The following is a 14883-nucleotide window of genomic DNA, read 5'->3' as shown; positions in this document are numbered from 1 at the left end:
GACTTGTCAACTTTTCAGTATCGTCAGTATTAGTAGAGAATCTAACCGTGAAATTTTGTCATAACAACTCAAAGAAAAAGTGCTGTCAAGGTCTTTCTCAAGCTGGTATCCGGCATCTTGGGACAGCCTGGAATAGGGGTATTGATCGTGCTCTCGCCTGGAGCTTACCCCTAGTTTGCCTTTTATCTATTGCGCCTACGGCACAAGCACAGGTAGCTACTGCCCTAGATTGGGGTACTGGCGCTGCAGGGGAAGCTGTTGACTTTCCCGTGGGTAGCAATCAAAACACCTATACAGATGTTGGAGGAAGTGGTGTAGACGTACGCGTCACGGTTGGCGGCGATGTTGGCAACAATGGCAATGCTAATCTCAACCTTACCGACTCCGCATTTGTTAGCCCTGCCCCCCCCGACGAGGCCCTCCTCGTTAACCTTTTAGGCGATGCTGGTGATGAAGCCACCATCACCGTTGAATTCTTTTTAACCGGCACCACCACCCCTGTTGATGTTACTCTGGCTTCTTTTCCCATTTATGATCTAGATATTCTTATCAACAACGGTACGGTATCTTGGCAGGATGAAGTTGTTGTCTCTGCTTCCTCAGGAGGGGTGCCTGTAGCTGGTATTACGGCGGGTGGTGAGACTGACCCCGTAGGAATATTTAATCAGGAGGTAGTTGCAGGTAATTCAGTCATTATTACGGGGGTTGCACCGGGTGATGATCCTAATAACCCTACCCAGAACGCCAATTCGCCGAGAACCCCCGCTGCTGTTAATCCTCAAACCTCAAATAATTTTTCAAATGGTACTGCTACAGTAAATGTTCCTGCTGCTGCTGACACCATTTCACTGGTATTCCGCAATGGCCCGGGGAGTAATGACCTTGCTCCCCATGCGATCGCCATCGGTGACATTGCCTTTACGGCTCCTCCTCTTGTTGCAGAACAACCGGCCATTGGTGTATCGAAACGAGTGGTTTCAACAACAACTCAGGCCGATGGTGACTTTGAAGTGGTGTATGAAACCACGGTGGAGAACCTGGGTAACGTCACATTGAACAATGTTCAGCTCACCGAAGACCTGGATGACACCTACGGAGAAGGCGCTTTCTCCATTATTGGTGCACCTGTATTTACAGCCCGGGGCTTGGCCAATGAGGTGCAACTGACGCCCAATGCTAACTTTGATGCCGATGAACCCAACGGCACCCCTGGGGATACCAGCATCCTGGCAGCAGCCCAAACGCTTCAGGTCGGTGAAAACTCCACCTTCCGATTCACCGTGGAAGTGGAAAGTGACCTGGTCAACACGCCAGGAACGTTTACTAACCAAATTGAGGCAATCGGCACATCCCCCAACGGGACTAATGTTGATGATGCGTCGGATGACGGATTGGAAACCGATGCAGACGGAGACGGTAACGGGAATGAGCCGGGTGAAAACGATCCAACCCCGGTGCAGTTACCACCGCCAGAGACCCCAGCCATTGGTGTATCCAAGCGAGTGGTATCTGCTATCACCCAGGCCGATGGTGACTTTGAAGTGGTGTACGAAACCACGGTGGAGAACCTGGGTAACGTCACATTGAACAATGTTCAGCTCACTGAAGACCTGGATGACACCTACGGAGAAGGCGCTTTCTCCATTATCGGTGCACCCGTATTTACAGCCCGGGGCTTAGCCAATGAGGTGCAACTGACGCCCAATGCTAACTTTGATGCCGATGAACCCAATGGCACCCCTGGGGATACCAGCATTCTGGCAGCGGCTCAAACACTTCAGGTCGGTGAAAACTCCACCTTTCAATTCACCGTGGAAGTGGAAAGTGACCTGATCACCACGCCAGATACCTTTGTCAATCAAATCGAGGCGGTGGGTACATCCCCCAACGGGACTAATGTTAATGATGTATCGGATGATGGCGTTGACACTGATGCTAATCCAAATGATGGGAACCCAGGTGGAGGCCCGAATGAAAATGACCCCACCCCCGTCGTCTTGCCACCTAGACCCGTTATTGGTGTGGCCAAACAGGTCGTATCGACCGTTCCTGAACCATCAGGTACATTTGGCACTAATACAGCCCGGGTAACCTACAACATTGTGGTTGCCAATATCGGTACTGTTCCCCTTGAGCAGGTTCAATTAGATGAGGACTTCAACCCTGTTTACGGTGCTGGTACGTTCCAGGTAGTCAGTGTAACCTTTGTCAACGGAGCGACTACGGTGGTTGCCGATCCTAATTTCGATGGCATCGCTGGCGGCAACACGACTCTGCTAGCGGATGCTGCAGGTACGCCTACTGGAACCCTCGCAATTGGTGCCACTAGTACCTTCCAGCTAGTGGTGGATGTGGATGTTAGCAATCCAAACCTTACACCTGCTTTGCCGGGTCCCTATGATAATCAGGTGAGTGCTACGGCAACAGACGCCAATGGTAATACAACCAGCGATCTATCCGACAGTGGTACGGATGTTGATCCGGATGGTGACGGTGAACCAAATGAAGATAATGGTTCACCAGCGGATCCAGATAATCCTGCCGATGATGGCAATGAAAACACCCCAACACGGGTGCGGTTTGCTCCTGATATACGCCTTGTGAAGCGCATCACTCGCGTTACTCGCAATGGTAACGAAGTGGCTATTCCTGGTATTGGCGGATTCAATGATCAAGCTGGTGACTCTAATGACAACACCCTGGCTGCATTATCGGGCAGCAGCTTACCTTTGGGATTAGCGAATATCTCTCAATCGTTACAGTCTGGTGATGTTGTTGAGTACACTGTTTACTTCTTCAATGCCGGACTGGGTACCGCTGAAAATGTAGAGTTGTGTGATGAGTTGCAACCACCGAGCGTTCTGCAACCACCGAGTTTGGGGCTGGCGCAGCCAACACCGCTTGCCATCGGTGGAACAACCCTAAACTTCTCTAATATTGGGCCCTTATCAGCACGGGCTCCCCTATCTCCCCTAGAGCCTTCCTGTCTCTCTGCACCTGGAACCTTTCCATCTGGTGTCCCCGCTGGTGGTCTCGGTGTCGGTGCCGGTGGTGGCGTAGTTGTTGGGGGTCCTAACTCTGGTCTCAATGTTGATACGGGTGAAGTAGGAGCCTTCAGCTTCGAAATTCAACTTCCCTAGGATAGGGAGATTAGCTTCTGTATATCTGATAAGAGCTCTAGTGTGGGTAAAACCTAACTAGAGCTCTTTGATATTGAGTATTTATCAGGAGGAATCTCAAGTTAGATGGTAGTAAAAGTTGCATAGTTGTGGGATACCGTTGTTTATCACGGGACATAATTTTGCGCCAATGGCTTTTAGATTTGACTCAAAATTGACGTTGGTTCCCCATGGCGGTTTATGTAATCGGATGAGAGCCATTGACTCTGCATTAAGGTTGAGCCGCAGACTGCACAAGCAGCTGACTGTGATCTGGCTTGAGAATACGTCTCAGTTACGATGTCCCTTTAATAAGCTATTTCAGCCGATTCCCCAGCTTCATCTCATCTCGCCACAGCTGACATCAATTTATATAAATCCTCAATCTATTCAAATCTCTAGTCCGTTAAAAAGAACACTCCTATCTTTCTCTGCCCAGGTATTTCAAACAGTCAACTTTCAAAAAATCATTGATAACGATGAAGCTATTAAGCTGATTAAAACTGATCAGCTGGCAACGTTGGCTAATTATCAAAGTTTGATGATTATGACTGATCGCAGTTTTGATTCGGCAAATACCTACGATGTGTTTAAACCAATTCCAACCCTAGAAAGTGCCATTCAAAGACGTATGGCTGCGTTTGGGAGACACACTGTTGGATTGCATATCCGTCGAGGCGATCATGACAAGGCTATTCGACATAGTCCGCTGGACCTGTTTATAAATGCTATCACTCAAGAAATCAACAAAAATGCAGATAGTAACTTTTATCTGGCATCGGATTCACTACAGATAAAGCATAGACTTTTAGACCAGTTCGGAGATCGCATTATCACCCAATTAGCCCCCACCGATCGCAACAGCGAACAAGGCATGCAAGACGCTGTCATCGATTTATATGCCTTATCACGAACACGAAAAATATATGGTTCTTATTGGAGTTCCTATTCAAGGGTTGCTGCCAATATTTCGAATATAGAGCTGGTTGTTCTTAATGCCCTGACCACCTAACCCATTGTTTTAATCCTTATGGTTTTCTGGAAACGCCATCGCCTGTTAATTTGTGGTTTTTATGGTCATCACAATTTAGGGGATGAGGCCATGTTGGTAGGCATGTTGTGTTTACTTAAACGTTGTCTGGGGCCGGACTATCTGCATCGGGTCACGGTTTATTCTAATGATCCGGATGATACTGCTAAACAGCATGGTGTTGCTACGTTACGGAATCAGTTTCCCCGTCGTCGTCGTGAACAGTGGATCAAGTGGGCTGAACACACCCTGGCGTTATGGCAACATGATTTTTTCATACTAGGGGGAGGTGATTTATTGCGAGATTCCCCTGATCGGGAGGTGGCCACCGTTTGGTTAGGGCCGCTACAACGTGCGATGGCTTTGGGCTGTCAAACTATTGTTCTGGGTATTAGTGTAGGAGAGGTTTGGAAAACTCAGACGCAAGAGGCCATTGTGAAAACCTTAAATCAGGTGACCCTGATTGCTGTGCGTGATCAACAGTCTCAGAAGCAACTGCAACAGATGGGGGTCATTCGCCCTATTCATGTGATCAGTGATTTAGCCCTTCAGATAACATCAACACAATCACTGTCTAGGTCTCAAACAGCATTATCTCAATCGGCTTCTAATGGTTCAGCTCTCAACATAGGCATTTCCATTCGGTCTTTGGTGGGGCGCTCATCAGAGCTTGATGCTGATGTTGAGCAAAGCTTTTATCGAGAAATGGCCAAGATCATCGATTATTTGATTGGCACTCAAGGGGCAACGGTTTCGCTACTACCTTTTCAAACCCATACGCCCAGCGATAGAGCCCAGCGCCGTCCTCAAGACAATGATGAAGATGCGATCGCAACCGTATTAACTCAATGTCAACAACGACAGCAGGTTAACGTTTACGAAGCGTTTGATTCGGTGGAACAAGCGATCAATACATTACAGTCATTTGACTTAGTCATTGGCACTCGGCTTCATTCACTTATATTAGCCGCAGGCTTGGGGATTCCCATATTGGCCGCCGTTTACGATAAAAAAGTTTCTGGGTTTATGACAGAAATTGACCAACAGCTCAATAGTATTGCCGTGCAGCAGTTTACCCTGGAAAGGGTCAAACCCCGTCTCGAAAAGCTGCTGACTCACCAACCGGAAAATCGCCTTAAGCTCGTCAAGGCAGTTGAGGATTATCGTCAAACTATGGAACCTGTTGCAGACAAGTTATGCCAACTTTTAGGTAGCTGACGATGGTGATGAGTCATTCTTCTAGCAGCGAATCGCCCATATTTATTGTGGGCATGCCCCGTTCTGGAACAACGCTCCTGACTAGTATGCTGTCGACCCATCCCAGGATTGCGATCGCCCCAGAAACTCATTATCTTTGCTACTGGATGCGGCAATATAAAAACCTCAAGCTATCTTCTGACCAAGATTTCGACATTTTTTGGCAAACCTTAAGTCATAGTCAGCGATTTTCCTATTTTGGGATTGATGCAAACAAAACACGGGAGAGAATTTTAGCCAAAGGTTCTCCTTCACATCAGCATATTTTTGCAGGCTGGCTAGAGGAGTATGCCAACGCCATTAACAAACCCCGTTGGGGTGAAAAAACTCCGCTGCACTATCAACACCTACATCAACTGTTCACTTGGTTCCCCAATGCTCAAGCTATTTGGATGTTGAGAGATCCAAGAGCTGTTGCAGCCTCTTTGAGTAAGGTGCCCTGGGCCAGTAATTATATCCACATTCATGCTGAGCAGTGGCATGAGAGCCTGCGCAATTTTGAACGAAATTGGCAACGAGATTCCCGCGTCATGCTCTTACGATATGAAAAACTTATACAACAGCCTGAACAATCTCTCACAACGCTATGTCAGTTTCTAGGTGAAACATATGCACTTGAGATGTTAACCGCCCGTTCCGAAGTCAATCATCCTCTGATCAATCGCCAGGGATGGGCTGTTCAGCATTTACAATCTGTGCTAGAACCCATATCTACTAACGCTATTCATAAATGGCAACGTGAGCTTGCTAACCATCAAATTGAGATTATCGACGTATTAACGTTTCCTAATGCTGCCAATTATGGCTACCTTGCCAGTGCATCAACATTCGGAGCCTATGCTCGTTTTATTCTCACTTTAGAAAAGCTGAGGGTAAAACTTGATCGAAAACTGGTGTATTGGCGCACAAAAGTAGCGCAGCAGCCCATACAGACGGGGAAATATATCGGTGCTGCCCCTGAATAATTTCTGTCAAAAATTACGGTTCAACCGAAATATCAGCGTTTTGCAAAGCTTAGCTTCAATAATCGCACTCATACAGGCTTAAAGCTCTTCTACAAGCTAAAAGCTTAAGAGTCAACTTATTTTGTCAGTTCTTTATGCTTTGCTTCAGTTAACAAAAAAATCAGGTTCATATTCGTTATCTGTATCCAGTTTTCTAGACTTGTACTGTTGAATGTCCTACTATTAGAACCAGTAATTTTACCCCCAAACCACAGATTTCACCCTGCAATCGTGGTTTAACTCGAATGTTCCCTCTTAAAAGTCAGTTACGCATCTATCTTGATCTGCTTCGTTCGTCATCATCTCAGGCATCTAAACAATTCATTATTTTTGGCAGAGGTCGATCGGGTAGCACTGCCCTGGTCAGCCTCCTCAATTGTTTGCCTGATGTTTGCTGTGACGGTGAAATCTTAGCTCAACCCGTACTTTGGCCCCAACTATACCTTAAAGCCAAAGCTGCAAGTGCACAGGCATCTGTCTACGGTTGTAAGGTGCTAAGCTATCAGTTGCGAAATATACATAGCATTCAACAGAGATCACACTTTCTGTATGAATTAAGTCAAGCAGGATTTCATATTCTTTACTTGAGACGAGAAAACTTGCTAGACCATGCTATTTCTAACATCCGCGCTCGGAACTTTGGCTTTCATAAAAGTCGGTTAGTTCAAGGTTTCCAAAAAAATAAAATCCACGTCAACCCAGTGACAGTCGTTGATTGGATAGAAAAAAGTCAACAGCTATGGCAGTACGAGTTGTCCTTATTGCGAGATATTCCTTATTTGGAATTGACCTACGAAAAAAATCTAGCTAATGAGAGTCAGCATCAATTCACCATTGATACCATCTGTCAGCATCTGGGGATTCAATCTAGAGCTGCGGTGAGTCAATATCAAAAGGTGTCGCCACAGACTCTACAGGCATCTGTAGAAAACTATGATGAATTAATTAGCTATCTTAGAGCAACTCCCTACCATCACTATCTTGAGCCTTGTTCAGTCCTTTCTACCGTTTAGTGACAGGGCTCATTCGCTAGCATAATTACATCTGTTGTAATTCCATTGCTGACCAGAGGCGTTCGAGCTTATGACCACTATGCGCCAATCAAGCGCCTTGCCTGTAGGTACGGAACATCGCACTCTCTTTCTTGTACAGGTAAAACCCTATCCGTTAAGTGGTGGGGTTTCTTTGCGTAATTGGCAAAATATTAACCTTTTAGCTCAACGAGGGCCAATCGCTATTTTTTCCCTTTATAAGGGCAGTGCTGATGCAGGCTCATTACCATTGACTGCTGTTTGGCAGCATTACGATCTATCGGCACCATCACGTTCTATTTGGGAAAAGTTGCAGCGTCGCCTCTGGCGGTTTCGACCCACCGGTCATGGGCGTAGTGATTGGTTATACACCCAAGATGCTGCTAATCAACTGCGTCAGAGAATTACTAGTTTTAAACCAACTCTCATTATCGTTGAGGAGATTTGGTTATACCGCTACCTGCCTATTTTGCAACAAGTTGGATGTCCTTTAATTCTCGATAATCATAATGTTGAGGGTGACGATCGCCGCTACCAGGGGAGCGACGCTATAACTCCTACGATATTGGCTCAAGTAAAACACATCGAAGCAAGATTTATTCGAGCAGTTGATCAAGTTTGGATGTGTAGTCACGAGGATGTACGTCACTTACATCAGCTATATCCGATGGAAGAGAAGAAGGCCTATGTTATCCCTAATGGTGTTAATCCTGACTACTATAAAGCTGTACAGTCAAACACTATATTGTCCGACAAGGCTAAAACGTTGCTCTATCTTGGGCGTTTCTCGTATCAACCGAATGCTGAGGCCGCATCTATTTTGCTCAACCAGATCTATCCCTTGCTGAAAAAAACCGTTGGCAATTGTCAGCTTCTATTGGTGGGATGTGATCCGACCGAAGCTATGCTGAAAGCGGCCCAAGCCGATGCAAATATTATTGTTACAGGTCAAGTGGATGATGTTCGCCCCTACTTAGCGAGAGCAGCGGTTATGGTCGTTCCCTTACAAAAAGGGAGTGGTACCCGGCTCAAGCTTTTAGAGGCGTTTGCTGCTAAATGCCCTGTTATTAGTACAACAAAGGGAGCTGAAGGCCTGGAGGTAGAAGATGAGAAACATTTACTCTTAAGAGAGTCCCCCGCTACTATTGTGGAAGCAGTTCGGCGACTATGGCAGGATCCTCGCAAGGTTCAAGCATTGACAGAAGCAGCCCATAGCTATTTTCTAAAACGTTACACTTGGACTGCTGTCGGTCAAAAGATTCAGAACTCTTTGACACAGCTTTCCAGATAAAAAATTGCGATTGCTAATTTAGGGGATGAACTGGTCTAGAGGCCTTGCTATTTGAAGGTATCTCACAACTAAAGCCATCTCGAGGATCAGCAATGCCAAACAATTATCTATGCTTTTGCTTTGATGTAAACAGATGCCTCAACTTCAGGTACTCCAGGAACCTCTTACCGTCAGTGTGGTGGTGCCTCTATATAATAAGGCCGCGTATATTGAACAAACACTAAACTCAATTCTGGCGCAAACTCATCCTTCCCAGGAAATCATTGTTGTAGATGATGGCTCAACAGATGATGGTCCAGACTTGGTAAACGCGATGGAAGATGAGCGGATTCAGCTGATTTACCAAGATAATCAAGGTCCTGGTAGTGCGCGTAATCGAGGATTGCTGGCAGCAAACGCAACCTATGTGGCCTTTTTAGATGCTGATGATGAGTGGCTACCTAATTTCTTAGAAATAACGCTTAATCACTTGAGACAGCACCCCGACTGTGCCCTTTGTGTCACGGGTCAATATCGGGGTAAAAATCGGTCTGATTGGTGTAAGACGCTATCTGCTCTGGGGTTAACATCGGGACGATGGCAACTTCCCCATAGGTTACCGTCAGAGCAATTTAAACCCAACATTGATGTGCTCCACTCAGGAGCTATTGTGTGCGATCGCACCATCGTCAATCGTTTTGGTGGGTTTTATGACAAGCATCATTGCACCTATGGCGAAGACATTTATCTGTGGCTCCAGGTGATTCTCAACTATCCCATCTATCGGGATCTACAGCCCCTTATGTGGTATCACACCGAAGCCTCTGACCTGGCTGTCTGGAATCAGGTGCGACCGCCCTGGCCCATGTTACTTGAGCCCGAACCTCTGCGTCGCAGCTGTCCTGAAAGCTACCGTCCCCTACTAGAAAGTATTTTGAATACCTATGCTGCCATTGCCGCTTATCGTGCCACGACGGCTGAAGATTTGACCACAGTCAATCGTTTGTTTGACGCATTTCCCGAGGCCCGCAAGCAAATGTTTCAAGATTGGCGTAAACGGGTGGACTACCTGATTGCTAATGTGCCCAATTTGCGGCGAACGTTAAAAGGATTTAAGCGGGGCTCGTAGACGGGCATTACCTATTCTCCAGTGGTCATGGATGGGCAATGGCTAACCCTGATATTGAGCAACCACTTCGTCATAAATGCGTTCTAACTGGCGGGTATTTTTTTGCAGATCAAAATTTGCTGCTACGTGGGCTTGCCCTGCTTGGGCGAATTGCTGTCTTAATTCTGTGTCTTCCAATAGGCGGAGCAGATGTTTGGCTAGCTGCTCAGTATCTTTTTCTGGAGCCAGCAACCCAGTTTCGCCATGGATAACGGCTTCAGGAATGCCGCCCGTGGCAAAGCTCACAACCGGTAGCCCCATGGCCTGGGCCTCGGCAAAAACCATGCCAAAACCTTCCGCATCACCTGAGCGGGCGATGATACTGGGGCCACAAAATACCTGGGCGCGATTCATCCAGTGACGAACCTGCTCCGGAGACTGTTTGCCTAAAAATTGACCCCGTACAGAAAGCTGATCAGCAAGGGTTTGGAGGTGCGATCTCAATCCTCCATCTCCAATGATCACCAACTTTACCGGCGGCAACTGACGTTGCACCGCTGCCATGGCTCGTATCAGATACTCTCCCCCTTTTTTCTCGACCAGTCGTCCGACAAATAGCACCATGGGCTCTCGATCTAGATCCGGAGAGGGTTGAAAATATTGTCGGTCAATACCAATGTAATGCACCACAATCCTATGGGCATCTCCCCCCCTTAACAGCAATTGCTCACGGATAAACTCAGACACCGTAACGATACGGTTAGCAGCCGCCAATGCTCGGTCTCGTTTATGTAATAACAAGGCTCTAAAGAAATCCCCTTGACTACGTACTGTTGTCCATGAAGGGGTTTCCCAAGTAGCATCATAGCCATGAAAAGTAACCACCAGGGGAACGTTTAATTGCTGGCACAGCGGCAAGACTAAACCACCATCACTGCCAAAATGGGCATGCACCAGGTTAGGAGCATAGTGTTTTAAGACTTTTGTCCACCGAGGAGACGTAATGCCGCCAAACTTGTACAAGCCTTTCCACAGTCGACTGGGAAAGCCATGATCTCCCAAGACAACCATGTCTCGATGATTAAAATTATGATTTAATCGGCTCGTACCTACGTAGATAGCCCTGTAACACGAAAGGTTACCTCCTTGGGCGGGGATAAAGGTCTCTGAGTACGGTAAAAGCTGGTCACGATAAATTAAAACCGTGGACATAAGAAGCTTCTAGTCATTAGGATTTAGGCAATGCTGACGCTTTCTTGCCCAGCTTACTTTTCTTGCCCAGATCATGCGCTGGTATAAAGTCAGAAGAACTAGACTCGCCACGGTTATACAGACGTTGTTTCCAGGCATAAAAAGGACTTAACAAGCTGCTGATAAGTAACTGTAGTTCGGCTGCAGACACCACATCTCTATTTAAGTGACGATGATGTTTAACCAGATGCAGCAATAGCTTTCGGCAGTCATTGCCCATAAATAAGAGTACCCATAGCGGTCGCCGCCAGGGGGATATACCCACCATACGAGTGGCATACTTACTCAGACCAATGCCATGGAAAAAACGCAATAAATAACTTTTCTCAAAGCGCCAGCTGGGAATTTGATGCTCGATGTGCATCAGCGGATTGAACCAGATTTCCCAGTTTGCTTTTTTAAGATATAGCAATGCTTCCACATCCTCTCCTTTCAAGTTTAGAGAGTTTCCGACGGGACCTCTCAGTGTCAAAGGGTAGGGAACATTATCTAACCATGCCTGGCGTAAAATCACTAAGCCAGCTCCGGGAGGAACTAAGTTACTCATAGCGCGCCATCCCGTGGTGAAACAAACCTCCTCCTGGCGCTCTACCACAGGAATAAAGGGGGCAATGCGCTCAAAGTTGGCAGGTGGTGGGGTCTCATAGTTTGGATGAATCTGGCTCCCAAAAGCTGCTGCCTTGGGATGGGTACAGCCAAATTCATACGCCGACTGTACCCAATGGGAATCAGGAATATTGTCATCATCCAAAAAGCCAATCCACGTCCCCTGTGCTTCCACGATGGCGCGACGACGGGCAAAAGAGGCCCCTTGTCGCGCTTCTAATACATATCTCAGCGAACATGCCGTCCATGTTTGCTGATACCTATGGACAATATCAACTGTCCCATCAACACTGTTATTATCAACGATAATTATTTCCCAATTGATGCTGCTCGAAATAGCCTGGAAACTGAGGGCATCTAGAATTTTAGGTAATGTTAAAGCACCGTTATAAAGACGAATAGCAACCGAAAAATCAATCATAGATTTGAGTAACGCTACAGTCGCCTGGGCACCTATAGGAACATATCTTACTGAATTCAGTTAAAACCACAGCTAAGTTGAGGAATTTACCTGACATTGAATTGTTTAAACTATGACTTAGCCAACTCACGGATGACAACAGTAAATTCGTATTAATACGTAGGATAGTAATTGAAGATTACATAGACGGTTGTAATACTAGTGGGTGAGACCTGGGACGTAGCAATATCCATACAGTTATAGCGCTATCCATATATCTGCTACCATGCAATGCCCTCAGTGTATTCACTACAAGATAACTGCGAAAGCTAATCAGTACCACCTAAAGAAGTGACCCCCAGGTAACCTAAATCAGCAAAAATCTAAAAATTTACAATTAAATCACCGTTTCATTAAGTGTCTGGGAAAAAGTATCTACCCCCCTTTTGGTTAGGAGGAGTTACGTGTGACGGACCCATCAGTTAAGTGTTTCCCAAAAAGTGCATACCCCATACCCAAAAATCATTAATTCTCAAAAGTTAGTACATTCGACTTTAGTTTATATAAATGCAACTCCCCTGGCCATAGAGTTAACTGAACCTACGACCAAGGGAGTTTACAGCAATATTCAAGTTAGATGACCTTTACTCGTTTCACTAACCTGATGTTGGTGATGTGTTACGACAATGCTTTCTTGCTCATGCTGTACTTACCACCGCGGCCACGGTACCACTCACTGGTACGTGCACCAGCAGACAAGATATTAGAAACACGGTTACGTGCTTTCAAGAACGTAGCCTTAGGCATATCACTCTTGAAAATAGCGTCCATAACCTCAGCAATTTTAAATGCCTCATCTGGCTGGGCCTTTAGGATGTTAGCAACAACATCAGGTAGAGGTGTTTTACGGAAAGGATCTTGCACATAGCGCTGCCAGTTAGGAGATTTGCCTCCACGGGGCTTGCGAGTAGCCTTAGCAGCGGGTGCTGCCGCTGCTGCTGCTTTGGCCTTAGGGGCTTTAGCTTTAGGGGCAGCTTTTGCTTTTGCAGCTGTTTTAACAGATGGCTTGCGGCCACGACGCTTGCCAGGTTTCTTAGCAGGAGCAGGTTCAGGCGCTTCTTCCTCTTGTACGGTAGCAACCGCGCTGCTAAGAATTTCAGTAACATTGGCGGCAACACCATTAGTGTCACCGGTTGACTGAAACATGTTAATAACAGTCAAAAGGCCTTCGCGCTGTTTTGCGGCGGCGGAGAGTTGATCGCTTAGTGCTTCAACTTGAGAAGCCAACTGGGATTCAACTTCCTTGAGCTGATCAAGGACATTGGTAGCCATATCGGGTTAAACCTCACTTTGTTGCAATGAATTTGAGTGATATTTGAGAAAGATAGTCTCGTTGGTTTTTTAATTCTACAAACATATAGCACTAATTCAACAAGTTTTTAACACCAAAAAGATACCCAAACACAAAAAAGCACTATCATCGGCAGCTTTTTTGCCTCGCCAACAACCTCAATTTTCGAGATCAGATCCAACGGGTAGTCACGTTTGCTTGGGCAAAAACGGCAAAAGATACAACATATACATTTAAGCTACAACCTTCTAATGACAAAGGTTTTCAGGTTTGACAACTAACGAGAAACAGCTTTAAAGAGCGCTTTATGAAGGATTTTTTTGCCTCCTCGGTGAGGGGGCTTTTGCAGTCATCCCCCTTAATTATTTTCTGGGAAAGAATCAGCAAAATTTTTCTAAAAATTTAGGAAGACAGAACAATGCAAACTGTTAATGATGAACCAAGTCTCCCTTTAAAAGAAGAAAAACTAGTTCACTTGAACTAGTTTTTCTTCTTTTATGAAATTGTCAATTGATTTATCCCCACCGCGTTGATTGTAAGTTAGGGGGAACATCCTGAAGTCGGCCTGGGCCAATCGCTTTGATGGCCTCTGATAAGTCAACATTACCCGTGTAGAGGGCTTTCCCAACAATCACACCGCTGACACCTAATGGGGCTACGCCTAACAGACTGAGTAAATCGCTTGTGGAACTCACCCCTCCCGACGCAATAATAGGGGTATCAATTTTTCCAGCGAGATCTCTAAGCGCGTCTAAATTGGGTCCTTTGAGGGTGCCATCCCGTTTAATGTCGGTGTAAATAATGGCAGCAGCCCCTAAATCTCCCATGCGGCGGGCAAGATCATCAGCCATAACACTGGAGGTTTCTAACCAGCCACGGGTAGCAACTTTGCCATCACGGGCATCAATCCCTACGAAAATACGTCCTGGAAACTCGGCACTGAGTTCTCCCACTACATCAGGATTCTCAACGGCAACAGTACCTAAGATGGCGTACTGTACGCCCAGTTCAAATAGCTCTGCTACACGGTTGCGATCGCGTAATCCTCCCCCCACTTGAACCGGTACATCAACGGCCTGAACAATCTCGGTAATTGCCTGCCAGTTCTCGGGTTTACCCGCTTTAGCACCGTCTAAATCTACCAGGTGAATGCGAGAAGCTCCCTGTTCTGCCCAGCGGCGAGCAACAGCCACCGGATCATCACCAAAGACCTGAGACTGGTCATAGTCTCCTTGAAATAAGCGAACACAGCGACCGCCGAGTAAATCAATGGCAGGGATCACATCCATAGTAAAAATCTACCGTTCGATAGGGTAAGTAATGGTTCAAATTGTACAGAAAAAGGGGAGAGGAAATCGTTAGCACCATGGGCAAGAGCCTTGAATGCCTGACCTTCTAGCTACTGTAAACAATCAGA

Annotated in this window: 11 protein-coding genes; 7 read left to right on the top strand and 4 right to left on the bottom strand. The window is 46.3% G+C overall.

From position 1 onward, the window contains the following. Positions 1–47: 47 nt before the first annotated feature. The 7 genes from QGP82_RS20475 to QGP82_RS20445 all read left to right on the top strand — a co-directional run bounded on the left by QGP82_RS20475 (position 48) and on the right by QGP82_RS20445 (position 9879). Positions 48–3140, top strand: a complete 3093-nt coding sequence (locus tag QGP82_RS20475; RefSeq protein ID WP_499060815.1) for a beta strand repeat-containing protein — start codon at positions 48–50, stop codon at positions 3138–3140. A 169-nt stretch (positions 3141–3309) separates the two neighbouring features. Further along, positions 3310–4170, top strand: coding sequence for an O-fucosyltransferase family protein (locus tag QGP82_RS20470; RefSeq protein ID WP_163664335.1), 861 nt, complete (start codon positions 3310–3312; stop codon positions 4168–4170). Positions 4171–4188: 18 nt separating this feature from the next. Further along, positions 4189–5406 carry a polysaccharide pyruvyl transferase family protein gene (locus tag QGP82_RS20465; protein WP_163699474.1) on the top strand — a complete coding sequence of 406 codons (1218 nt, stop codon included), beginning with the start codon at positions 4189–4191 and terminating at the stop codon, positions 5404–5406. A gap of 8 nt (positions 5407–5414) precedes the next feature. Then, a complete protein-coding gene (locus QGP82_RS20460) occupies positions 5415–6410 on the top strand; it encodes a sulfotransferase family protein (protein WP_163664331.1) in 996 nt (331 codons plus the stop codon). 284 nt (positions 6411–6694) lie between these two features. Then, positions 6695–7462: a hypothetical protein gene (locus QGP82_RS20455; RefSeq protein WP_499060814.1), complete on the top strand. Its 768-nt coding sequence runs from the start codon at positions 6695–6697 to the stop codon at positions 7460–7462. Positions 7463–7541: 79 nt separating this feature from the next. After that, positions 7542–8771 (top strand): glycosyltransferase family 4 protein, encoded by a 1230-nt coding sequence (locus QGP82_RS20450; RefSeq protein WP_163699479.1) that lies wholly within the window; start codon positions 7542–7544, stop codon positions 8769–8771. A gap of 133 nt (positions 8772–8904) precedes the next feature. After that, entirely contained in the window at positions 8905–9879 is a 975-nt protein-coding gene (locus QGP82_RS20445) for a glycosyltransferase family 2 protein (protein ID WP_499060813.1), read from the top strand. Between the two features lie 42 nt (positions 9880–9921). Here QGP82_RS20445 and QGP82_RS20440 read toward each other — a convergent pair whose 3' ends face one another. From QGP82_RS20440 to hisA, 4 genes are all read right to left on the bottom strand, one after another. Further along, positions 9922–10929 carry a glycosyltransferase gene (locus QGP82_RS20440; protein ID WP_499060812.1) on the bottom strand — a complete coding sequence of 336 codons (1008 nt, stop codon included), beginning with the start codon at positions 10927–10929 and terminating at the stop codon, positions 9922–9924. Positions 10930–11086: 157 nt separating this feature from the next. Next, the gene (gene hpsE / locus QGP82_RS20435; protein WP_499060811.1) at positions 11087–12136 is read right to left on the bottom strand and encodes a hormogonium polysaccharide biosynthesis glycosyltransferase HpsE; all 1050 of its coding nucleotides are present in this window, start codon (positions 12134–12136) and stop codon (positions 11087–11089) included. A gap of 657 nt (positions 12137–12793) precedes the next feature. Continuing rightward, entirely contained in the window at positions 12794–13447 is a 654-nt protein-coding gene (locus QGP82_RS20430; protein ID WP_163664319.1) for a hypothetical protein, read from the bottom strand. 534 nt (positions 13448–13981) lie between these two features. Continuing rightward, positions 13982–14755, bottom strand: a complete 774-nt coding sequence (gene hisA, locus QGP82_RS20425) for a 1-(5-phosphoribosyl)-5-[(5-phosphoribosylamino)methylideneamino]imidazole-4-carboxamide isomerase (protein WP_163664317.1) — start codon at positions 14753–14755, stop codon at positions 13982–13984. Positions 14756–14883: the final 128 nt, after the last annotated feature.

Source organism: Leptothoe sp. LEGE 181152, from assembly GCF_032906605.1.
In the GTDB taxonomy this organism is placed as follows: Bacteria; Cyanobacteriota; Cyanobacteriia; order Phormidesmidales; family Phormidesmidaceae; genus Leptothoe; species Leptothoe turfae.
The sequence above is the reverse complement of the archived record's forward strand: the minus strand, read 5'-3'. Positions and strand labels throughout refer to the sequence as shown.

Coding starts and splice junctions, on each gene's coding strand:
- QGP82_RS20450 (WP_163699479.1), top strand. CDS start 7,542: ATGCGCCAATCAAGCGCCTTGCCTGTAGGTACGGAACATCGCACTCTC.
- QGP82_RS20465 (WP_163699474.1), top strand. CDS start 4,189: ATGGTTTTCTGGAAACGCCATCGCCTGTTAATTTGTGGTTTTTATGGT.
- QGP82_RS20460 (WP_163664331.1), top strand. CDS start 5,415: ATGAGTCATTCTTCTAGCAGCGAATCGCCCATATTTATTGTGGGCATG.
- QGP82_RS20455 (WP_499060814.1), top strand. CDS start 6,695: ATGTTCCCTCTTAAAAGTCAGTTACGCATCTATCTTGATCTGCTTCGT.
- QGP82_RS20445 (WP_499060813.1), top strand. CDS start 8,905: ATGCCTCAACTTCAGGTACTCCAGGAACCTCTTACCGTCAGTGTGGTG.
- QGP82_RS20440 (WP_499060812.1), bottom strand. CDS start 10,929: ATGGTTGTCTTGGGAGATCATGGCTTTCCCAGTCGACTGTGGAAAGGC.
- hpsE (WP_499060811.1), bottom strand. CDS start 12,136: ATGATTGATTTTTCGGTTGCTATTCGTCTTTATAACGGTGCTTTAACA.
- QGP82_RS20470 (WP_163664335.1), top strand. CDS start 3,310: ATGGCTTTTAGATTTGACTCAAAATTGACGTTGGTTCCCCATGGCGGT.
- hisA (WP_163664317.1), bottom strand. CDS start 14,755: ATGGATGTGATCCCTGCCATTGATTTACTCGGCGGTCGCTGTGTTCGC.
- QGP82_RS20430 (WP_163664319.1), bottom strand. CDS start 13,447: ATGGCTACCAATGTCCTTGATCAGCTCAAGGAAGTTGAATCCCAGTTG.